We start from the raw sequence: 20,510 nt of genomic DNA on the forward strand, positions 1-20,510 counted from the left end.
TATGAACACTTCAAAAACATTAATTTACGACGGTAGTTTCAATGGATTTTTAACCGCTGTTTTTATAGGCTTTGAACAAAAAATTGCTCAGGCCGATATTCAACGTAAGGGTCAGGCACAGAACGGACTTTTTACGGAAACGGAAACCATATTCACTAACGTTGAGAAGGCCAAAAGGGTCTGGAACGGTATTCGTGGGCGTAGCAACAATGCCATAAAAAGTATCTATTTCGCTTTTCTGAGCGAGCAAAAAGGGATAGAACCCCTACTCTATAATTACATTCAAAAACTGATGGCAAGCAGAGAAAATAAGGCTACGGATTTCTCCGATGATGCCGTGCTTAAGATAAACCAACTGGCACACCGCGTAGGCAGGGAAAAACACCGTATGGAGGCTTTTGTACGCTTTCAATTGACCAAGGACGAAATCTATTTTGCGAATATTGAGCCTGATTTTGATGTATTGCCCTTGATCTCCAAACATTTTCGTTCCAGGTATGCGGACCAACAATGGATTATCTATGACCTAAAGCGAAAATACGGTCTGTTCTATAATTTGCAAAGTGTAGAGCTGATTTCGCTAGACCTACAAGATGCCCATGTAAACAGTATAAAAAGAAAAACCATCTTTACTAATGAAGAGTACAATTATCAAGAACTTTGGAACAACTACTTCCAAAGTACCAATATTAAATCCCGTATCAATAAAAAGTTACATACACAGCATGTGCCTAAGCGGTATTGGAAGTATTTGTCGGAGAAGAAAGTGAGTTAGTTAAACCCGCACCCTTCGACTCCGCTCAGGGTACGTTAGAAGAAATTGAGTTAGTCAAATTATTGTGAATTATAGAAACTAATTTTTAAAATGTCAGTTCGAGTGCTTGATTTTACAATAATTTCATTGTGAAATCAAGTGTATCGAGAACGCTTTTGCTTCGATCAGGCCATCGCCTTTTGGGACACGAAAGCTTCTCGATAATATTTTCGCCCCAGAAAAGGTCGCGAAAATCACTCGAAGTGACATCCGTACTTAGGAAACAAGCCGAAATGTACAACGGGTATAGTTCTACAACCGTACCCTGAGCGGAGTCGAAGGGTGTAAATGAGTAAAAATAATTAGTCCTCCTACCTGTTCATAAATGAGGAATAACTGCGTAGGAATGCTCTTGAAACGAATAAAGTAAAATTCTAACTTCGTTAGCAGCGGATAAATGCACTAGAAACATCACTTATCCAATCTTTGGCAGTAATTTGCAAACTGAAAAATAAAAATTAGCTATGAAGATTTTAAAATATTTCCTTTTTATTATTTCTGCGATAATTACAGTTGGAATAATTTATTTCTTACTTGGTTTATTATTTTCTTACGCTATCATTTTTTATTCTGGTTTGACAAGTTTTTGGAAAATTGTTTTTTGGATTTTTGGAGGTATTTCAATATTATTGTTTACTTACAGTATACTATATTCAATTACATCACTTTTAACTAACGCAATAATGAAATTGTCCCCTAATTCGAACTTTGCGTTATGGATCATAACCATTCTTGCAGGATATTTTTCAATTTCTGGAATAATTGGTATTTGGAATGATGGTTTTAACTGGATTGCTTTAGTATATTCAATTTTATTGATATTCTTATCTACATTTTTTATATCTACTGCCAATAAATATAATAAGCAAAACAATTTTGATAAATGGAAATTGGAAAACGAAACACCATTTGAAAAAAACCTAAGAGGATTAGAAGAAAGTTTTCTAAAAAATGCATCGAATAAAGAACGGGAGGAATACTTCAAAGGGAAAAATGACTAAACAAACAGAAAGATATATAATTGATTATTGCGTTGGTTAATAGAGGAAAAATATTACAATTTGAACGAAAGCCTAAAAAATTAAATTTAGTCGATAAAAATCTAAAAGTAAATTATTCCTATTGTAAATATGAAAATTATAAAAAAGCTAAAATTAGAATTAAAATTAATGATTTTCATAGTTCCTTAACATTGTGCAATCGATGTTTAGAAATCGATCGAAAATTTATAAAAGCAATTTTACTAAAGGCTTATATCTTTTTCGAGATAAATGATTGTCATCGTGGTTATTGTAATATATTTTTAGCTCAAGACATAGAATTATTATCAAAAAAAGAAGAAACTCTAACATTTACAATGTTGGTTAGATATTTAAAGAATGTTGAAAAAATAAAGAGAAAATATATTGTGGATTATCTACAAATAATGAAAGAAATTAAACACGAATATGTTTGTGATATATAACCTTCAATAAAAAACAATTACTACCAATAAGGTATATAGCTTATAGCTTGGAGCGGATACCGAAATCCACATTAAATCACTTACTCCGCTCCCCAACGAAATGGTCGCTCTTATTTTTAAATAGTACATTAAAAGAGGTTAAACTTCCGTAGATACGTGTAATGTACTGCTGGAGATCTATCTTTTCTTGGTCGTCCAAGTTCTTACTACTGTTTATTTTTTGTTCCATAACCCGGATACGGTCGCGTACCATCACAATCTTATGAAAAAAGCTATCAATGGGGAGTTCCTTATTGGCCAAGGCATCACCCGGTTCCAGAATTAATTTTCCGCCCTTCCACTTATCGGCGATAGCCACTTTCTCATGGGTATCGCTCCATTTTTCTAAAATTTGGACCAAGGAGCTTTCTACATCAAAAAAGCTAACCGTATCCACCTCCCCTTCTACCGCTTCTACTACTTCAAAATCGCTATCCAAGGCTATGGTTTCCAGTCCACCGTCCATAAACGTTACCCAATAGTACTTTGTGGAGACATTGGTAACCACTCCTTTCCCGTATTCCGAATGGTCTATTCTAGAGCCTATTCCTAATATTTGCATGTAATTATCATTTAAAATTCTTTAACAAATGTAAAAGCTGCGGTATACAAATCCAAGATTATAAAACGCTTTGCCCAAGAAATTTGAATCCCGCTTTTGTTCCATTTTAATATTTCAACTATTTTTAAACTTTTGCCTGATGCATAACAAACGATTCTCTCATGAAAACATTCACTAGTCTCTTTTTACTTGCACTCTTAGCGACCGCCTGTGGCGAACAAAAGAAAGAAGGTCCTAAACCGGAAACTCTAGTGAAACAGAAAGTACTTATCATCGACGGACAGAACAACCACTACATTTGGCCAAAAACTACCCGAATGATGCAGGACTACTTGGAAGAAACGGAATTATTCGAGGTAGACATCCATAGGATGGATTCTGTTTGGTTAGGTATAAAATACAATGAGAACAGACCGGAACCCTACACCTCCTTTATAGAAAAATATCCTTTAGGAAATGCGGTCTACGCCATTTCCCACGACCCGATTAAAACATCGGATTTCAGTATGGACTTCGACAAGTATGACCTGGTGGTAACCAACTTGGGTTTGGATGCTGCCTCGTGGCCTAAAGCTACAAGAACGGCATTTGAGGACTACATGAAAAATGGCGGCGGACTTATGGTAGTACACGCGGCGAATAATTCTTTTGGCGACTGGGATGAATACAACAACATGATCGGTCTTGGTGCCTGGGGAGGCCGTGATGCGAGTTCGGGCCCCTATTTCTATTACAACGAAGCGGGTAAAGTGGTGCGCGACAGTACCGATGGGGTCTGTGGTTCCCACGGAATGGAATATGAATTTGAACTGACTACTAGAGCAAGTGAACATCCTATCATGAAAGGGTTACCGATTAAATGGATGCACACCCAGGATGAACTGTATGAGCGCATGCGAGGACCTTTTAAAAATGCCACCATATTGGCCACCGCCTATGCTGATGTTGAAAAGAATGCCCCGCCATGGAATGAGAGCGTAAAGGGTCTGGGGCAACATGTGCCCATGTTAATGACCATTAATTACGGAAAAGGTAGGGTCTTTCACACGACGCTAGGCCATTTTGACTATTCCATGGAATGTGTCGGTTTTATCACGACATTACAACGTGGCGCAGAATGGGCGGCTACCGGGAAGGTAACCCAAGAGGTGCCGAGCGATTTTCCAACTTCGGAGAAAACAGCATTTCGGAAGTGGAGCGAGTAGCCTATTTTCTGGTGAACGTGAAATAAGCTTTACTCGGAGGTGTTTTGGCAGCCTTCCCTCCTTCTGGTATCGATGAGATAGATAATCTTCCAAGTATTCTTTTCCTTGAAAAGCTGAAACGAATTGACACCACAATGATGAAACTCGTTATTCAACCAAAATTCATAAGGCGTCCAGGCATTCGCCATAGCACCGTCTATCTGAATGGAATAGTCCAAAATTCGCTCTTCAAATTGTACGGAATCCGGTATGCTGGTAATGGAGCGTACCAAATCGTCAAAATTTTCGGTCCGTAAATACTGACTACCATCCTTTTTAGCTCCGACAGTCTGTAGTACAATAGTACTCGAAACTGTAGCTTTCATAGCTACGGAATCTTGTGCATGAAACGATTTAAAGAAGTCCTTTATGGTGTTTTTCACTGCTTCTTGACCATCTTGCGCTGCTGCCATGACAGAAAAAAGACAACAAAGAACGAGTAGTAGTGGTTTCATAGTTTCTCTATTTTAGAACGATACTTTAAAAATAAGGATATTCTATATGAAAAATACAGACGCGTTCGTGCAAAAGGAAAACCTATATTCTCACTAAAACTCCTTATTTTTAGCAGCAATAAATTTTAATGCATGTCCATAGCTAAAAAAGAATACAAAAGAGTTACCGTAAAGTCCTTGGTGGACATGAAAAAGAACGGAGAGAAAATCTCAATGCTCACGGCCTACGATTATTCCATGGCCAAAATAGTGGATGCCGCCAACGTAGACGTTATTCTGGTCGGGGACTCCGCCAGTAACGTTATGGCGGGCCATGAGACCACACTACCCATAACCTTGGACCAAATGATTTATCACGCGTCCTCGGTCATAAGGGCTATAAATCGTTCCTTGGTGGTGGTAGACTTACCATTTGGAAGCTATCAAAGTGACCCGAAGGAGGCCTTGCGTTCCGCTATCCGTATTATGAAGGAGAGCGGTGCCCATGCCGTTAAGGTGGAAGGTGGTGCTGAAATCAAAGAGTCCGTAAAACGTATTCTTGCCGCTGGTATTCCCGTTATGGGACATTTGGGCCTCACGCCACAATCCATTTATAAGTTCGGAACCTACACGGTTCGGGCAAAAGAGGAAGAAGAAGCCGAAAAACTCATGGAAGATGCTAAAATGCTGGAGAAATTAGGGTGTTTTGGTCTGGTACTGGAAAAAATACCTGCGGAATTGACGAAGAAAGTTTCTGAAAGCCTTACAATTCCTACCATTGGAATCGGTGGAGGGAAATATGCGGACGGACAAGTATTGGTTATTCATGATCTATTAGGGATGACCCATGAATTCAATCCTCGATTCTTGAGGAGGTATATGAACCTTTACGAGGAAATGGGAAATGCTATTTCCAATTACGTAAAAGACGTAAAAAGCAGGGATTTCCCTAATGACGACGAACAATATTAAAGGTTCATGGAACTGAAAAGGAAACCGTTCATGTCCCGCTTTTACATCATCATATTAGTGCTTCTGAATATTGGATGTGACCAAATATCAAAGGAAGCGGTGCGCAATAACGTAAGAAGTAAGGACTATATTGAACTTATCGACGATCACTTTATTCTTACCAATATTGAGAACAAAGGTGCCATGTTGGGCTTTGGAGAAAACTTCCCTCCCCTGGTCAAAAAAATTCTTTTACAAGGGCTACCTCTAGTGGTATTGATTATTCTGCTCTACAGAACACTAATCAAGACCGATTTAAATATTTTGCTTATTGTGGCGTTTGCCTTCGTTATCGGCGGTGGTATCGGTAATTTGATAGATCGCATCTATTACGGTTCCGTAACCGATTTTTTTCAAATACGATTGGGTGTGTTGAAAACCGGTATTTTTAACATGGCGGATGTATCCGTTACGTTTGGGGTGCTTTTACTATTACTCTTAAGTATTACCCATAAAAAACTTTCCATCTAGAACATAGTGCCAAAAAATCTACATTCAAACCCTAAGAATCTTCAGGTGCTACATGAGGATAATCATCTCATTGTAATCAACAAACGACCTGGAGATATCGTACAGGGCGATAAAACAGGCGATACGCCCTTGAGTGAGGTGGTCAAAGAATATATTAAAGTGAAATATAACAAACCAGGCAACGTGTATTTGGGCGTTGTGCACCGTTTAGACCGACCAACTTCAGGTATTGTGGTATTCGCCAAAACATCCAAAGCACTTCCTAGACTGAACAAACTTTTTGCAGAAAGAGGTGCTGAAAAGACCTATTGGGCGATTGTAAAACAGCTTCCCCAAAAAACAGAAGATACCCTTGTACATTGGCTTAAGAGAAATCCTAAGCAGAACAAATCCTATGCGCATAAGAACGAAGTGCCTGAAAGTAAAAAGGCCATTCTAGATTATAGGTTGATAAAGGAATTAAATAATTATTACCTACTGGAGGTTGACCTTAAAACCGGAAGGCATCACCAAATACGTTCGCAATTATCGGGGATAGGAAGTCCTATCAAAGGAGATTTAAAATATGGTGCCGACCGCAGTAATCCTGACGGAAGTATTCATCTTCATGCGCGAAAGTTGCATTTGATACATCCGGTGAAGAAAGAGCCCTTGACCATTATTGCTCCGTTACCCAAAGACCCTATTTGGGATGCATGTTCTTAATATTCGTATTTTTAAGCACACGAAACACATAACCATGATACGAAAATTAAGTGCCCTACTCCTATTAGTTCTAATATCCGGCTGCGGAAGTTATAATTCCATTGACACCTTCTACAACGCCCATAAAAACGATAACCAGGTTACCGCCGTTCGGGTACCGCAATTTATGCTTACTCTCATCAGTAATATTTCTCCTGAAATGCAATCCCTAGTCGGAAATACACGAGATTTACGATATATGCAGTTCCCTAGCGCCACACCTGCCCGAACGCAGTTTTTAAATAAGCAGATGAACGGTATAACCGGAAATTCGTTCATTGAGGTCTATCGTAAAAATGACGAGTTAAAACGAAATGTGGTTTCCATCCGGGAGAAGAAAAATACGGTAAAGGAAATTTTGATATATAACAATAACAATCAGAATGGTTCCTTTCTTTACTTCAATGGTAACTTTGATCCTGTAAAGGTTAGGGACATGGCCAAGAACAATGAATTTGAGACCCTTGGAGAAGGACTATTGAATCAATTTGGAAGTGGCACACCGAGTATTAATCCGGAACAGTAAGTTTAGGTTTTCTCGTTACCCTAAAACTTTCGATAACCACCGAGGCCAATATCAGTATACCTCCAAGAACAGTTCTTAGTTCCGGAATTTCCCCTAAGAAGATAATTCCTATTACTATACCGTAAACGGGTTGTATGCTGCTTAGAATACTCACCGTGGTGATACTAAAGTGCTTAAAGGTCATGAGGAATAAGGTATGCCCAATGGCAGTAGTTAATAGCGCGAGCACCAAAAGACCCTTCCATTGTCCCAAGACTATAGTGATATCCGTGTAAAACAAAAACGGTAATAGGGCCATACCCACAATAGCTACTTGATAGACCATAAGCATAGAACCATGGTATTTTTTTACTTGTGATTTTAACACCAGATTCCGTAACGCATAGCAGGAAGCAGAGAAAATTCCAATACCAATGGCGATGGTGTTCGATTCTTTAATATCAAAGTTGGGTGCTAGAAAATAAATTCCGCTAATGACAAGAGCTCCCAACAGCAAATGCATCCATTGTAATTTCGTCCTTAAGACCAAAGGTTCTAGAAAGGCGGTGATAACGGGGTATGTGAACAAAGATAGCATCCCAATAGCAACATTGGATAATTGCAGCGCATAGAAATAGGTTACCCAGTGCAATCCCATCAATAGTCCACTTAATATGATTACCGGGAGGTCCTTACGATTTACGTTAAGTGAAATCTTCTTCCACTTACAAAAGATGTAGAGCAGTAAAAATGCGAGAAGCCCTCTACAAGTAATAGTTACGGGAACGGGAAGTTCCACATACCTGCCCAAAGCACCAGAAGTGCCTATAAATACCATGGCCAGATTAATTTCCAATATGTGCGAGAAGTTATGGCACTTCATTGCTACAATCTCTTGGCTATCTGGTATGTAATAAGGCCTTCTCCCTAATGATTTGCGATACAGGCTTGTTCTCTAAGTGACTTTCTAACCATGAAATGATGTCCAAATACAAGAACGCCCTTTTTTCATAGGGATGATTCTCATACTTCTTTAGTTCAGTATGCAATTTCTGGAATTCGTTCCTTAGTTCATTGGGGTAAATACCGCCTAAGCCCCTTAGAAACTTGATCATTTCCTTTTGTACGGCGTGCATATCGTTCATTTTCAGCAGGAATTTGTAAGTACTCTTCAATTGTACTTCTAGATGGTAATCCATTCCCGCCTCATAGTGCGCCACCAAACTGAGCACCCTTGCAAAACACATCAAATCCTCACGCATCTTCAAGCTCTTGTTCTCTATAATCTTTTTGAGGTAGAGAATACAGGTTTTATTATCTCCTATGCCAAAATACAGGCAGGCTATTTTATAATACAGGACCATGACGTGATGCGCATCTATACGGTCCCTGTGCTTATTGATTCCGTACTCAATAATTTTCACGAGATATAAGCCTTTCTCAAAAGTTCCATCCAGAAAATGAAGGTTTAGCTTATTTGCATTCAAATAGATAAAAGCAAGGGAGTTGATATTATCATTTTTTGGAAAATCCTTGTCTTTAAGGGTCGTTTTCAATTGTTCAAGTGTTTGTTTAAATTGAGAACTATATCTCACATAAAATAAAGATTCTAGCAAATAATGATTACCCTTCAAAAAGAAAACGGGATTCAAATAGATCATCTCTTTGTTCTCATAAAATAAATCCACCCACTTATTGGCATATTTATAGCAGGAAAGGAAGTCCTGCGTCAAAAAACTATACCATAAATACGCTTTGAAGAGCCAAAGTTTTTCACGAAAATCCAAGGTATCCAAATCATATTTTGGCAATTGCTTATCAAAATAATCCTTCACTTTTTTATAGTCCTCATCACTACGAACGTACCCCACCTTGAGCATCATTCCATACAATTGCAAGGACAGGTTGGATAGTTTGCTGGTCATTACGTTCTGACCCGATAGTTCCTTCGCCTGTACTGCCAATTCATTGGCCCTGTCCGGAATACTTCTAGTTATGTATTGTGTTTCTATAATTTTTTCTAGCTCAACGATTTCATAGGCAATGTTTTTCTCTTGATTGTCTATAGCGACGGCCTTGGCCTTATCCAATATTTTTAAGCTTTGCTTATAGAGTCCCTTTTGATAAAGAATCGTAGCAAAATCTAACTGTTCCCTAATTTGTACGCGAATGTTCTGGTTTACCGGATTAAGCCGCAAACTGACCAAAATCTGTTTGTACAGGTGCGCTTTTAGGTTAGAAAGTTGGGCTTTTTTGACAATTCCACTTTCTAAAATCACCTTTTCATCGTACTGTTTAATTTTATCCAAAAGATTGAATAAAGCCAGAAATTTAGCATCGGCATTCACCCCTAAGCGACCAACATAAAGTTTAAATTGACGCTTCTCCGATTTGGATAATGATTTTACTAAAACGAACAAGGCGTCTTTGTGGGCATTTGTCATCGTAAAAAAAAGAGTTTAAATAATTGAACACCAATGTTTTGAATACACAAAAAAGTGTCTTAACATTGTAAATGCCGTAACAAGAATCACATAATTTGTGTACAGCGTTATATATTCGTTTAACTAGCTAAAACTACGTAAATATAATGAGCAAAGATATAGTACAAATTTTTGATACTACGTTAAGAGATGGTGAGCAAGTTCCTGGTTGTAAACTGGACATGGAGCAAAAACTGGTTATCGCGGAACGTTTAGATTCTCTTGGAGTTACCATTATTGAGGCTGGTTTCCCCATTTCTAGTCCGGGAGATTTCAAATCTGTGGAAAGCGTTGCCAAATTGGTCAAGAACGCTACGGTTTGTGGACTCACAAGAGCGGTTAAAAAAGATATCGAAGTTGCTGCGGAGGCACTGAAGCACGCGAAAAAACCAAGAATACATACAGGCATAGGCACTTCTGATTCACACATAAAATTCAAGTTCAACTCTAACAGGGATGCTATTATAGAAAGGGCCGTTGACGCGGTCAGTTACGCCAAAACATTTGTGGAAGATGTTGAATTCTACGCAGAAGATGCAGGTAGAACCGATAATGAATTTTTAGCACGGGTTTGCGAAGCGGTTATCAAGGCAGGTGCTACAGTGCTCAACATCCCTGACACTACGGGCTATTGTCTACCGGAAGAATATGGGGCCAAGATGAAGTATTTAAAAGAAAACGTAACGGGAATCGATAAAGCCATACTTTCTTGTCATTGCCATAACGACCTTGGGTTGGCCACAGCAAATTCAATTGCTGGGGTTATCAACGGAGCGCGACAAATAGAATGTACTATCAATGGTATTGGTGAGCGAGCAGGGAACACCTCTCTAGAGGAAGTGGTGATGATTTTACGACAACATCCTGACCTAAATCTGGATACCACTATCAACAGTAAATTACTGTACGACACCAGCAAAATGGTCTCTCAAAAAATGGGTATGGTCGTACAACCCAACAAGGCCATAGTGGGTGCCAATGCATTTGCCCATAGTTCGGGAATTCACCAAGACGGGGTTATAAAGAATAGGGAAACTTATGAAATTATAGACCCTGCGGAGGTAGGCGTAACCGAATCCTCCATTGTGCTTACTGCAAGAAGCGGTAGAGCTGCGTTGGCCTACAGGGCCAAAATCGTTGGTTACGAACTGACCAAACTTCAATTGGATGAAGTGTATGAGGAATTTTTGAAATTTGCCGATAGAAAGAAAGAGATTCTTGATGAAGACATTCATCAAATTATTGAAGCGAGCAGTATCAACTTACAAAGCATTAGTTAATGCAACTAAAAATAGCAGTTCTCGGTGGAGATGGAATTGGGCCAGAAGTTGTGGCACAATCTATAAAATGCTTACGTTCCGTTGAGGAAACTTTTGGTCATAAATTTACCTTTACAAAAGCAAGGGTCGGTGCCAGTGCCATTGAGAAAAATGGAGATCCTTTGCCCAGCAGAACTTTGGAAATATGCAAACAGTCCGATGCCGTGCTTTTTGGGGCCATAGGCGCCCCGAAATATGACGGGAATCCTTCGGCAAAAGTATGGCCAGAACAGGGTCTTTTACGTTTGCGAAAGGAACTTGGCCTTTTTGCCAATATTAGACCGGTAAAAGTTTTTCCCGCTCTTGTACAACAATCACCTTTATCAAAGAAAGTGGTAAAAAATACCGATTTGGTTATTTACAGGGAATTATCTGGTGGTATTTATTATGGCGACAAAACGGTGGATGAAACCCAGACTTCTGCAACCGATACCTGTACCTATACCGAAGCTGAAATTAGCAGAATTGCTCATTTGGCCTTCAAGGTCGCCAAGGCAAGGAGAAGAAAAGTAACCCTCGTGGATAAGGCAAACGTATTGGAAACCTCGCGTCTTTGGCGTAGAGTCGTGTATACCATTGCCAAAAGCTATCCAGAAGTTACTTTAGAATCGCTGTTCATCGATAACGCGGCGGTCCAAATGATTCTTGACCCCAACCAGTTCGATGTTATCCTGACCGATAATATGTTCGGCGACATCCTATCCGACCAGGGAAGTGTCATTGCAGGCTCTATAGGCCTGTTGCCTTCTGCCTCTGTTGGAAGCGATTATGCCATGTTCGAGCCCATACACGGCTCTTACCCTGATGCAAAGGATAAAAATATAGCCAACCCGGTTGCCTCTATTTTAAGTGCTGCCATGTTATTGCAACACTTTAAACTGAACGAAGAATCAGACGCTGTCGTAGCGGCAGTCTTAAAGTCTTTTTCAAAGAAAATTGTTACTGCGGATATTATGGGCAGTAGTAAATATGGAACGGACTATGTGGGTGACTTTATCGCCGATAACATCATGGAATTGGACGGAAGCTTCAACATGAACGATGAGAACATCGATTTAGGGAAATCTACCATCATCTAAAAACACTACTCTTTTAAAAGCGTCGAAACGAAGGTGTTGAACTCCTTTTTGAACGCTGCATATTTTTCACCGGTGGCAGGTCCGTTAAAACCCGTATGTATTTTACGTACCACACCTTTTTTATCAATAAAAATAGTAGTGGGATACGAAAGAACGTGATTTAACATGGGTAATTTTTCTTGGGCTTTACCTTTGTCGGAAGTACCGTATTGTGACAAAAGAATAGGATATGGCACTCCTACCCTTTCCACTAAACGTTTAATGCTTTTTTGTGCCCCTTCAGAAGTCTTGGCATACTCAAAAGCCAAACCAACAACCTCTAGATTATCTGCCTTGTTTTTACCTAAATAATCTACCAAAAATTTAGTTTCATCCAAACAGTTGGGGCACCATGTACCCATGATCTGAACAATAACTACCTTGTTCTTAAATCGCGCATCTTCTAATGAAACCATGTTGCCGTCGGCATCAGGAAAAGAAAAAGCCAGTTTCTCATAGCCATCGTTTAAGAACGTTAAGGAATCCGGACTTGGCAACTCATAAAACTCATTTCGCTTGGCTACGAACGGCTCCTTAAAATGATTTCCTGAGTAAAAGGTTCCGTTCAGTAGGCTGTCTTGTATGCTGCCGGTGAACAAAAATGCATGTGCCCCATCAAAAGCAGATAATTTGAGTAAATCTCCGTCCATCACCCCTTCCAGAAATCGATAGTCCCCGGTTGTGGTCCTAAACGTTCCGGTCACCTTGCCGTTTTTTTGTTCAAAAATACCTTTACCCATATAGCTATCCTCTGTTCCCGGGCTAAATTTGGTCTCCCAAATTCCCGATATATCCGCAGCAGCTTTTTCGATATTGGTAAATCTTTCTGAGATTCCAAACTTGGCTTTAAAGGGAACAATCCTATCCAAGCTTTTTTTGATAAATTCTCCTGAGATACTATTTTCAGAAAAGGTTCCCGCAATATATCCTTCAAAAACAGGGGTTTTAATGAGGATAGAATCTCCGTTGATACTGATTTCATCAACCTGAATAGTCTCCTCAGCATTTAAAATATTTATGCTATATATCCCATTTGGAGTTTTATTCAATTCAAAATTAAAGGGTAACACCTGATTATCCATGACCTCCAACTCCGCCTGCCAAATGCCACTTTTTAACTGAATTTCTTTCTCGTTGGAAGCACACCCGAACAACAAGAGTGTTACAATGAAAACACCGATTCCATTTTTCATATAATAGATTTTTAAAAAGCGAAATAACGACTTAATTGGAAGATTAAAAAATTAAAGGTAAAAGCAAGGCTTGCTTATTGAATGTCTTAGGGCATTGTTTTATCTTTACGCCCTTTAAAACCGACTGATGAAGATTTCTTACAACTGGTTAAAGCAGTTTATAAATATAGATTGGGATTCCCAAAAAATGAGTGAACTTTTAACCGACCTAGGCTTGGAAGTTGAAGGTATTACGGCTTTTGAGTCCGTTAAGGGGGGGCTGGAAGGTGTTGTGGTCGGGCATGTGCTTAGCTGCGAGCAGCATAGCAATGCCGATAGGTTAAAACTTACCTCGGTAGATATTGGTCTCCCTTCCCCAGTTCAAATAGTTTGTGGGGCACCTAATGTAGCCAAAGGACAGAAGGTTCCCGTAGCCACCATTGGTACGAAACTTTACACTCCAGAGGGTGAGGCTTGGACCATTAAGAAGGGGAAAATCCGGGGCGAAGAAAGCCATGGAATGATATGTGCCGAAGATGAACTAGGCTTGGGTAAAAGTCACGACGGCATAATGGTTTTAGATGAAGCGCTACTACCTGGAACCCCTTGTGCGGAGATTTTTGAGGTTGAAAATGATGAGATTTTTGAAATTGGGCTCACGCCGAACAGAGCGGATGCCATGAGCCATTTTGGTGTAGCCAGGGATATAAAAGCCGGCTTACAGCAAAAAGAAATTACCAAAGAATTAATCACCCCTTCCACCAGTCATTATAACATAGACAATAGAGCATTAAAAATAGATGTTGATGTTCAGGACAACGATTTGGCCCCTAGATATTGCGGAGTAACCTTGAGTAATTTAATCGTGCAACCTTCACCAGACTGGTTAAAGAATAGGCTAAATGCTATAGGCATTACACCTAAGAATAATATTGTGGATGCAACGAACTATGTACTTCACGAATTGGGCCAGCCACTACATGCTTTTGATGCGAATAAAATAAAAGGAGGTAAGATTGTCGTAAAAACCCTTCCGAAGGGTACCAAGTTTACTACACTGGATGGCTTGGAACGTGAACTTCATGAGGAGGATTTAATGATCTGTGATGCGGAAAAGCCCATGTGTATTGCTGGGGTATTTGGAGGGTTACACTCCGGAGTAACGGAACATACTACTTCTATTTTCCTAGAGAGTGCCTATTTTAATCCTGTGTCTATACGGAAATCTGCTAAAAGACATGGATTGAACACTGATGCCTCTTTTAGGTTCGAGCGCGGTATTGACATAGAAAATGTAGAGTACAGCCTAAAGCGAGCGGCACTCCTCATAAAGGAAATTGCCGGAGGTGATATTACTTCTGAAATCGTAGACCTATATCCTAACAAAAGAGAGGATTTTGAAGTTTTTCTCGCTTTCGAGAAAATTAATAAGTTAATTGGTCAGGAGATACCTCAGGATACCATTAAGTCCATTTTGGCCTCGTTGGATATTAAAGTGAAGAATGTAACTGAGACCGGAATGGGTCTTTCAGTGCCCTCTTACCGAGTGGATGTTCAGCGCCAGGTTGATGTAATCGAGGAAATTCTAAGGGTATACGGGTATAACAACATTGCGTTCGGTCAAAAACTAAACGCTTCAATTGCCACTACAAATGCCTTTGAAGATCATAAGATACAGTATGCTATTGGAAATTTGTTGGCAGCAAAAGGATACTATGAAATTTTAACCAACAGTCTCTCTTCCCCAAATTATAATGACCTTTTAGAGGGTGCGCTAGGAGAACGAACGCCAGTTCAAATGCTAAATCCATTAAGTGGTGATCTATCCGTTTTGCGAAAAACCTCGCTATTTTCGGCTTTAGAAGCGGCAAGTTATAACATCAACCGAAAGAGACAGAACCTAAAATTTTTCGAGTTCGGAAAGACCTATCATGCAGCTAATGACGAACGAATTGAAGAAAAGTACCTAAGTATTCTACTTACTGGAGCCACAAATGAAGCCTCGTGGACAGAAGCCACTAAAAAAACAGGATTCTTTCAACTGAAATCCATAGTTGAAACAATACTTTTAAAACTGGGTATAGTGAATACGGTAGCAGATACCGATGACATCCATTTATTCTCAGAGGGACTACGCATAATCAAAAATCAAAAAGAGCTAGTGAGCTTTGGTGTTGTAAAGCAATCCATTTTAAAAAGTTTCGACATGAAACAGGAAATACTCTTTGCAGATTTCAAATGGGATACTGTATTAAAATCCGTTCAAAAAAAGGAAGTGCTTTTCACCGAAATACCCAAATATCCGACAGTAAAAAGAGATTTGGCACTTTTATTAAACGAGGAAGTAACTTTCAAGGATGTATTGGAGCTTGCCTTCAAAACTGAAAGGAAGATGCTAAAAGAAGTAAATCTTTTTGACGTCTATCAGGGTAAGAACCTGCCTGAAGGAAAAAAATCTTATGCAGTTAGTTTTACACTACAGGACAACAAAGGGACCTTGACGGACAAACAGATTGACAAGGTGATGACCAAAATTACCCAGACTTACGAAAGAGAGCTTGAAGCAACGCTAAGGTAAACTAACTCAAGGCGTCGTAGGAAAGGAACATTTAGTTTCGAGGCTAACCTAGGGGCAATATACCCCACTGATCTGTACCGATAAATTAGAGCTTTACGGGCATGAAAACACTGTCAATTTCATGCATTACACCGTTACTGTGGTTGGAGTCGGCTAGTGTAATTTTAGCTTTATGACCAAAAATATCGGTTAGAATAATATCTACGCCGTTCATAGTGGCCGTAATCTTCTCTCCTTGAACGGTTGTAAATGTTGCTATACCATTGCCCCTGCACATAGCCCTTAAAATTTTTGATGCAGAAAGTTTCCCTGCTATAATATGATAGGACATAACAGCCTTAAGTTTGGTCTTATTTAAAGGGTTCATTAACCAAGCTACTGTTAGCGGCGGTAACTTTTCAAAGGCCATATTAGAGGGAGCAAAAACGGTAAACTGTCCATCATAACCTAATACATGATCTAAATCGGAGGCGCGCAGGGCGGATAATAAGGTGGTTAGTCTATTAGACGTTTCCGTATTGGAAATGATGGATTGATGTATATCCATTTCGTAAGTGCTAATATCGTTGAGCGCGGCGACTTGGAACTCTTCTTGGGCGTTACAGAATAGAGTAAACAATACCAGACACAGCGACACGGGGGATGTCCATTTTTTCATTTTCAAGGTTCTAAAATAAGGGGCAATAAAACTAGTGTTCGTTGAAAGGTACACTTTCATCGACAATATACAATCTTGGTCCTAAAGTCAGGTGTATATTTTACCCATGCAAAACAATTTAACATAATTTTAACATTTTAGAAAGTTAAACAGAATTTTATTCAAATCTTTTATTGGCTAACTTTGATAACATTGCTAAAAAGAAAAGAAAATGTTACTACGAAAAACTAATGTTCGGGAAAAGCTGGACTTGGAAAAATCAAAACATTCCCGGTCAGAAGCTGAAGTGTTATCTCAAGTTCACGATATCTTAAAAGAGGTGGATAAGAACCATGAGCGGATAGCTCAAAACATTACCAAAGGAAAGCACACACCTGTTAATAATTTTGATTTTGAACTTCTGGAAACTTCTAGAATTTTTCATGTTGATGAAATAAAGAATATCTGTATCAACTACAGGTTGCGTTTTTTAGATTCGAAATATTTTAAAGGCGAAATTCCTGTGGAGGCCATTACCAAAATAAAAGCCCTAGAAAAACAGCATGACCTAGAACTAAAAGGTTTTAAAATCATCGCTCCGTCTAAACTCTTTAAACTAGAGGACAAGGACGATCCTTTGCTTTTTGCTCCTATTGCTAACAATTATTTTTATTTGATACACCAGTGGGGCAACGATTTACATCCTTTACGACGCGCATTGATGTGGCCCTTTAAAAATATAGTGAATTTAACTACCTTGGTTTTAGTGATTAGCTATTTCGCAACCCTTTTGGTTCCCAATGGTTTGTTCTCAAAGTCCGATTCTGCGATGGAGTTCTGGATAATCTATTTCTTTATGTTCAAATGTATTGCCTCTGTAGTAATTTTTTATGGCTTTGCCTTGGGAAAAAACTTCAATCCGGCTATTTGGAACAGTAAGTATTTTAATGTTTGATGCAGTTACTGGTCTGACATTTACAAATCGAAAATTGCAATAGGAATTCCTATAAGGTCGTAGTTGTCCACAAACATAAAATTGGGTGCGGGAGACATTCTCAATATGCCACCTTTGTTTTCCTGCCCTTTCTTCTTATAACCAACGAGTATTAAATCGTTCTTTTCGTCATAACCGACGGCGGTTGCCGATTCAATATTGTATTCAACATCCAATTGGGCAGCGGTTAAAAAATTCTCAAAGTAATATAGCACAGCTGTACTATTACTAAAATCATATACGGCCGGTATTTTTGTGCCGCTTTGCGTTTCCATGGTATAGTACATCTTTTGGGAAACATCGAACGAAAGTGCCATTGTGCTCGAAAACATGGGTTCAGCACCCTCGCCGTATCGTGTGTAGGTAACATTTAAGTCAGATGGGTTCAGCGTAGTATGCAACGTTGGATAGCCAATGATAATATTCCCATCTGGTTTAACGAACATATTACCAACATCCAGACCTAGGTTCATTTCGTGTATAGTTTCTTTAGTGGTTTTTTGAATAACTGAAACGTAATTTTCCTCGGTATTCCCTACATCCTTAGTTAACACGAATAATCGATTATTTGAAACAGCCATTTGCTTTGGTTGCACAGAAATCTCTACATCTTCATAGGTAAGATTATCTGAAGTTCTGTTTATTAATCGTATGAAGAATTTCCTTTCCTTCCCTTCTGATTCAATCATATAGGACAAAAAGACGGAATCCTCATCGTGTGCCATAGTTAATATGGTGAGGTCGCACATCCCTAAATCGTCGAAAACCGAAAAAGCGCTTTCCGTAGCGTTCTTAAAATCATACACCAAAACCTCACCGGTACAATTACCTGTGCTCTTGTAAAAGCTATATTGGTATTCGCTTCTATAATTTACATCGGGTATTTGAAATCCAGGAAATTTATTTTGCGCGTCGCTTAATTGTAACGCTTTCCCGTCAAAACTAAGAAGTGTACTGTTCAATGTTGTAGCTCCTTGTAACAAAATACCATAATCTGAACGGTTCAAATCCGTAGTCCCATCGGAAGATTCATCTGTAGTTTTACTGCAGGCAAGGAGGATTAGTGTCAGCACAAGGCCGACCGTGTAGGCGTAGGTTTTCATAAAAGCAAGAATTTGGGTTCAACTTCTACTATACAGGAACAGTATACATTTTGCCCCGCTGCTCCTTTAATGCCTTGTCAGACATATATTCATCAAACGTAGAATAACGGTCAATGTTGCCTTTTGGAGTTAATTCCACGATCCTATTGGCAACAGTTTGCGCAAATTCATGATCATGGGTTGTGAACATCACGGTGCCCTTGAAATTTTTCAGGGAATTATTGAATGCCGTAATACTTTCCAAATCCAAATGATTGGTAGGTTCGTCCAGCATTAGAACATTGGCCCTTAGCATCATCATTCTACTGAGCATGCATCTTACCTTTTCTCCTCCGGAAAGCACCGTACATTTCTTAAGTGCTTCTTCACCACTAAAGAGCATTTTACCCAAAAAACCTCTTATGTAGACCTCTTCACGCTCTTCTTCGGTCTTGGCCCACTGTCTTAACCAATCTACCAAATTGTTGTTACTGGTAAAAAAATGGGAGTTATCCGCTGGCAAGTAGGATTGTGTTGTGGTTACGCCCCATTGAAATGTGCCTTTATCAGCTTTTTTATTGCCATTGATGATTTCGTAGAAAGCCGTGGTTGCCCTAGAATCCCTGGATATAATGGCCACCTTATCTCCCTTGGCAAGATTTAAGTTGATATTTTCGAACAACAAATCCCCATCCTCGGAAGTTGACGACAGGCCTTCTACATTCAAAATTTGGTCCCCAGCCTCACGCTCTCTTTCAAAAATAATGGCCGGATATCTTCTACTGGAAGGTTTTATATCATCAACCTTGAGTTTAGATAACATTTTCTTACGAGAGGTGGCCTGTTTACTTTTGGCAACATTAGCACTAAAACGCATGATAAACTCCTGCAGCTCCTTCGCTTTTTCTTCTGATTTTTTATTTTGTTGCGCTCTTTGTCTTGCAGCTAACTGACTACTCTCGTACCAAAAAGTGTAATTACCGGAATATAGGTTCAGTTTTCCAAAGTCTATATCTCCAATATGGGTACATACGGTATCTAAAAAGTGACGGTCGTGAGACACGACGATTACCGTATTTTCATAATCCGCTAAAAAGTTTTCCAACCAATTAATGGTCTCATAGTCCAAGTCATTGGTAGGTTCATCCATAATAAGCACATCGGGACTTCCGAACAGCGCTTGTGCAAGAAGAACACGCACCTTTAATTTGGAATCTATATCTGCCATCATGGTGTAATGAAGGTCTTCATTTATTCCTAAATTAGACAATAAGGCGGCTGCATTACTATCAGCGTTCCAACCGTTCATTTCTTCAAACTGTACTTGCAGCTCCCCTATTCTGTCCGCATTTTTATCATCATAATCCGCATAAAGCGCATCAATTTCCTTCTTAATTTCGTACAGCGGCCTGTTTCCTTTTACAACGGTCTCCAGCACCGTAAAACCATCCGAGGCATTGTGGTCTTGTTCCAGAATGGACATTCTCTTACCAGGCTCTAAGTGGACATGACCCGATGTAGGTTCGATGTGCCCACCTAATATTTTAAGGAAAGTAGATTTGCCGGCGCCATTGGCCCCTATTATCCCGTAACAGTTGCCCTGCGTGAACGAAACATTTACTTCATCGAACAAAACTCTTTTCCCAAACTGGACCGATAAATTAGAAACAGATAGCATAAACAATTTTTTAAAATCCGTGCAAAAATACAGAATTTTAGGGGCTAAAACCAACAAACAAGTACTACATCTCCTTTAACGTACCTTATGACTTAAACCCCTAACATTTAACGAGCTATTAACAGGGTGCAACTAGGCGGTTGTTTAATTTTGTTCCACA

General features: G+C 39.3%; 20 protein-coding genes. 12 read left to right on the forward strand and 8 right to left on the reverse strand.

Translation table 11 applies throughout. The features are described 5' to 3' along the window. Position 1 precedes the first annotated feature (1 nt). From BFP77_RS16100 to BFP77_RS16110, 3 genes are all read left to right on the forward strand, one after another. Complete coding sequence (locus tag BFP77_RS16100; protein WP_099575066.1) at positions 2-775, forward strand: TIGR03915 family putative DNA repair protein; 774 nt, start codon at positions 2-4, stop codon at positions 773-775. Between the two features lie 503 nt (positions 776-1,278). Continuing rightward, positions 1,279-1,815, forward strand: coding sequence for a hypothetical protein (locus tag BFP77_RS16105; protein ID WP_099575067.1), 537 nt, complete (start codon positions 1,279-1,281; stop codon positions 1,813-1,815). A gap of 20 nt (positions 1,816-1,835) precedes the next feature. Then, complete coding sequence (locus tag BFP77_RS16110; RefSeq protein ID WP_099575068.1) at positions 1,836-2,279, forward strand: hypothetical protein; 444 nt, start codon at positions 1,836-1,838, stop codon at positions 2,277-2,279. A gap of 76 nt (positions 2,280-2,355) precedes the next feature. Here BFP77_RS16110 and BFP77_RS16115 read toward each other — a convergent pair whose 3' ends face one another. Then, the gene (locus tag BFP77_RS16115) at positions 2,356-2,880 is read right to left on the reverse strand and encodes a hypothetical protein (RefSeq protein WP_099575069.1); all 525 of its coding nucleotides are present in this window, start codon (positions 2,878-2,880) and stop codon (positions 2,356-2,358) included. Between the two features lie 161 nt (positions 2,881-3,041). On the opposite strand from BFP77_RS16115, the gene BFP77_RS16120 reads away from it, so the two are divergent. After that, a complete protein-coding gene (locus BFP77_RS16120) occupies positions 3,042-4,085 on the forward strand; it encodes a ThuA domain-containing protein (RefSeq protein ID WP_099575070.1) in 1,044 nt (347 codons plus the stop codon). A gap of 29 nt (positions 4,086-4,114) precedes the next feature. Here the strand turns inward: BFP77_RS16120 and BFP77_RS16125 are convergent, their stop codons facing one another. Beyond that, positions 4,115-4,579: a 3-methyl-2-oxobutanoate hydroxymethyltransferase gene (locus tag BFP77_RS16125; RefSeq protein WP_099575071.1), complete on the reverse strand. Its 465-nt coding sequence runs from the start codon at positions 4,577-4,579 to the stop codon at positions 4,115-4,117. 132 nt (positions 4,580-4,711) lie between these two features. On the opposite strand from BFP77_RS16125, the gene panB reads away from it, so the two are divergent. From panB to BFP77_RS16145, 4 genes are read left to right on the forward strand one after another with little or no spacing between them, the layout of a single operon-like run. Further along, on the forward strand, positions 4,712-5,530 hold the full coding sequence (gene panB, locus BFP77_RS16130; RefSeq protein WP_099575072.1) for a 3-methyl-2-oxobutanoate hydroxymethyltransferase: 819 nt from the start codon (positions 4,712-4,714) through the stop codon (positions 5,528-5,530). Positions 5,531-5,536: 6 nt separating this feature from the next. Then, on the forward strand, positions 5,537-6,040 hold the full coding sequence (gene lspA / locus BFP77_RS16135; protein ID WP_257213003.1) for a signal peptidase II: 504 nt from the start codon (positions 5,537-5,539) through the stop codon (positions 6,038-6,040). 6 nt (positions 6,041-6,046) lie between these two features. After that, positions 6,047-6,745 (forward strand): RluA family pseudouridine synthase, encoded by a 699-nt coding sequence (locus tag BFP77_RS16140; RefSeq protein ID WP_099575073.1) that lies wholly within the window; start codon positions 6,047-6,049, stop codon positions 6,743-6,745. A gap of 34 nt (positions 6,746-6,779) precedes the next feature. Further along, complete coding sequence (locus BFP77_RS16145) at positions 6,780-7,310, forward strand: DUF4252 domain-containing protein (RefSeq protein ID WP_099575074.1); 531 nt, start codon at positions 6,780-6,782, stop codon at positions 7,308-7,310. Here the strand turns inward: BFP77_RS16145 and BFP77_RS16150 are convergent. After that, the gene (locus BFP77_RS16150; RefSeq protein WP_180272378.1) at positions 7,294-8,172 is read right to left on the reverse strand and encodes a DMT family transporter; all 879 of its coding nucleotides are present in this window, start codon (positions 8,170-8,172) and stop codon (positions 7,294-7,296) included. The two genes, BFP77_RS16145 and BFP77_RS16150, sit on opposite strands and share 17 nt — an antisense overlap. 16 nt (positions 8,173-8,188) lie before the next feature. Beyond that, positions 8,189-9,733: a hypothetical protein gene (locus BFP77_RS16155; RefSeq protein WP_099575075.1), complete on the reverse strand. Its 1,545-nt coding sequence runs from the start codon at positions 9,731-9,733 to the stop codon at positions 8,189-8,191. 146 nt (positions 9,734-9,879) lie between these two features. Between BFP77_RS16155 and BFP77_RS16160 the strand changes: the two genes are divergently transcribed. Together BFP77_RS16160 and leuB are read left to right on the forward strand one after the other, a co-directional pair. After that, complete coding sequence (locus tag BFP77_RS16160) at positions 9,880-11,052, forward strand: 2-isopropylmalate synthase (RefSeq protein WP_099575076.1); 1,173 nt, start codon at positions 9,880-9,882, stop codon at positions 11,050-11,052. Further along, positions 11,052-12,170, forward strand: a complete 1,119-nt coding sequence (gene leuB, locus BFP77_RS16165; RefSeq protein WP_099575077.1) for a 3-isopropylmalate dehydrogenase — start codon at positions 11,052-11,054, stop codon at positions 12,168-12,170. Before BFP77_RS16160 ends, leuB begins: the two co-directional genes overlap by 1 nt. 5 nt (positions 12,171-12,175) lie before the next feature. On the opposite strand, the gene BFP77_RS16170 is transcribed toward leuB, so the two are convergent. Continuing rightward, a complete protein-coding gene (locus BFP77_RS16170) occupies positions 12,176-13,402 on the reverse strand; it encodes a peroxiredoxin family protein (RefSeq protein WP_099575078.1) in 1,227 nt (408 codons plus the stop codon). A 127-nt stretch (positions 13,403-13,529) separates the two neighbouring features. Here BFP77_RS16170 and pheT point away from each other — a divergent pair, with 127 nt between their 5' ends. Then, positions 13,530-15,959 (forward strand): phenylalanine--tRNA ligase subunit beta, encoded by a 2,430-nt coding sequence (pheT, locus tag BFP77_RS16175; protein ID WP_099575079.1) that lies wholly within the window; start codon positions 13,530-13,532, stop codon positions 15,957-15,959. Positions 15,960-16,044: 85 nt separating this feature from the next. Here pheT and BFP77_RS16180 read toward each other — a convergent pair whose 3' ends face one another. Next, on the reverse strand, positions 16,045-16,617 hold the full coding sequence (locus BFP77_RS16180; protein ID WP_257213004.1) for a fasciclin domain-containing protein: 573 nt from the start codon (positions 16,615-16,617) through the stop codon (positions 16,045-16,047). Between the two features lie 211 nt (positions 16,618-16,828). Here BFP77_RS16180 and BFP77_RS16185 point away from each other — a divergent pair, with 211 nt between their 5' ends. After that, positions 16,829-17,551, forward strand: coding sequence for a hypothetical protein (locus BFP77_RS16185; protein WP_099575080.1), 723 nt, complete (start codon positions 16,829-16,831; stop codon positions 17,549-17,551). A gap of 20 nt (positions 17,552-17,571) precedes the next feature. Here BFP77_RS16185 and BFP77_RS16190 read toward each other — a convergent pair whose 3' ends face one another. Both BFP77_RS16190 and BFP77_RS16195 read right to left on the reverse strand, forming a co-directional pair. Beyond that, complete coding sequence (locus tag BFP77_RS16190; protein ID WP_099575081.1) at positions 17,572-18,693, reverse strand: hypothetical protein; 1,122 nt, start codon at positions 18,691-18,693, stop codon at positions 17,572-17,574. A gap of 28 nt (positions 18,694-18,721) precedes the next feature. Beyond that, positions 18,722-20,350 carry an ABC-F family ATP-binding cassette domain-containing protein gene (locus tag BFP77_RS16195; RefSeq protein ID WP_099575082.1) on the reverse strand — a complete coding sequence of 543 codons (1,629 nt, stop codon included), beginning with the start codon at positions 20,348-20,350 and terminating at the stop codon, positions 18,722-18,724. Positions 20,351-20,510: the final 160 nt, after the last annotated feature.

The sequence above is a fragment of the Maribacter sp. 4U21 genome (assembly GCF_002742365.1).
GTDB lineage: Bacteria > Bacteroidota > Bacteroidia > Flavobacteriales > Flavobacteriaceae > Maribacter.

Excerpts from the sequence above, each read along its gene's own strand:
- BFP77_RS16100 (WP_099575066.1), top strand. The coding sequence starts at position 2 with ATGAACACTTCAAAAACATTAATTTACGACGGTAGTTTCAATGGATTT.
- BFP77_RS16105 (WP_099575067.1), top strand. The coding sequence starts at position 1,279 with ATGAAGATTTTAAAATATTTCCTTTTTATTATTTCTGCGATAATTACA.
- BFP77_RS16115 (WP_099575069.1), bottom strand. The coding sequence starts at position 2,880 with ATGCAAATATTAGGAATAGGCTCTAGAATAGACCATTCGGAATACGGG.
- BFP77_RS16120 (WP_099575070.1), top strand. The coding sequence starts at position 3,042 with ATGAAAACATTCACTAGTCTCTTTTTACTTGCACTCTTAGCGACCGCC.
- BFP77_RS16125 (WP_099575071.1), bottom strand. The coding sequence starts at position 4,579 with ATGAAACCACTACTACTCGTTCTTTGTTGTCTTTTTTCTGTCATGGCA.
- panB (WP_099575072.1), top strand. The coding sequence starts at position 4,712 with ATGTCCATAGCTAAAAAAGAATACAAAAGAGTTACCGTAAAGTCCTTG.
- lspA (WP_257213003.1), top strand. The coding sequence starts at position 5,537 with ATGGAACTGAAAAGGAAACCGTTCATGTCCCGCTTTTACATCATCATA.
- BFP77_RS16145 (WP_099575074.1), top strand. The coding sequence starts at position 6,780 with ATGATACGAAAATTAAGTGCCCTACTCCTATTAGTTCTAATATCCGGC.
- BFP77_RS16150 (WP_180272378.1), bottom strand. The coding sequence starts at position 8,172 with ATGAAGTGCCATAACTTCTCGCACATATTGGAAATTAATCTGGCCATG.
- BFP77_RS16155 (WP_099575075.1), bottom strand. The coding sequence starts at position 9,733 with ATGACAAATGCCCACAAAGACGCCTTGTTCGTTTTAGTAAAATCATTA.
- BFP77_RS16160 (WP_099575076.1), top strand. The coding sequence starts at position 9,880 with ATGAGCAAAGATATAGTACAAATTTTTGATACTACGTTAAGAGATGGT.
- leuB (WP_099575077.1), top strand. The coding sequence starts at position 11,052 with ATGCAACTAAAAATAGCAGTTCTCGGTGGAGATGGAATTGGGCCAGAA.
- BFP77_RS16170 (WP_099575078.1), bottom strand. The coding sequence starts at position 13,402 with ATGAAAAATGGAATCGGTGTTTTCATTGTAACACTCTTGTTGTTCGGG.
- pheT (WP_099575079.1), top strand. The coding sequence starts at position 13,530 with ATGAAGATTTCTTACAACTGGTTAAAGCAGTTTATAAATATAGATTGG.
- BFP77_RS16180 (WP_257213004.1), bottom strand. The coding sequence starts at position 16,617 with ATGAAAAAATGGACATCCCCCGTGTCGCTGTGTCTGGTATTGTTTACT.
- BFP77_RS16185 (WP_099575080.1), top strand. The coding sequence starts at position 16,829 with ATGTTACTACGAAAAACTAATGTTCGGGAAAAGCTGGACTTGGAAAAA.
- BFP77_RS16190 (WP_099575081.1), bottom strand. The coding sequence starts at position 18,693 with ATGAAAACCTACGCCTACACGGTCGGCCTTGTGCTGACACTAATCCTC.
- BFP77_RS16195 (WP_099575082.1), bottom strand. The coding sequence starts at position 20,350 with ATGCTATCTGTTTCTAATTTATCGGTCCAGTTTGGGAAAAGAGTTTTG.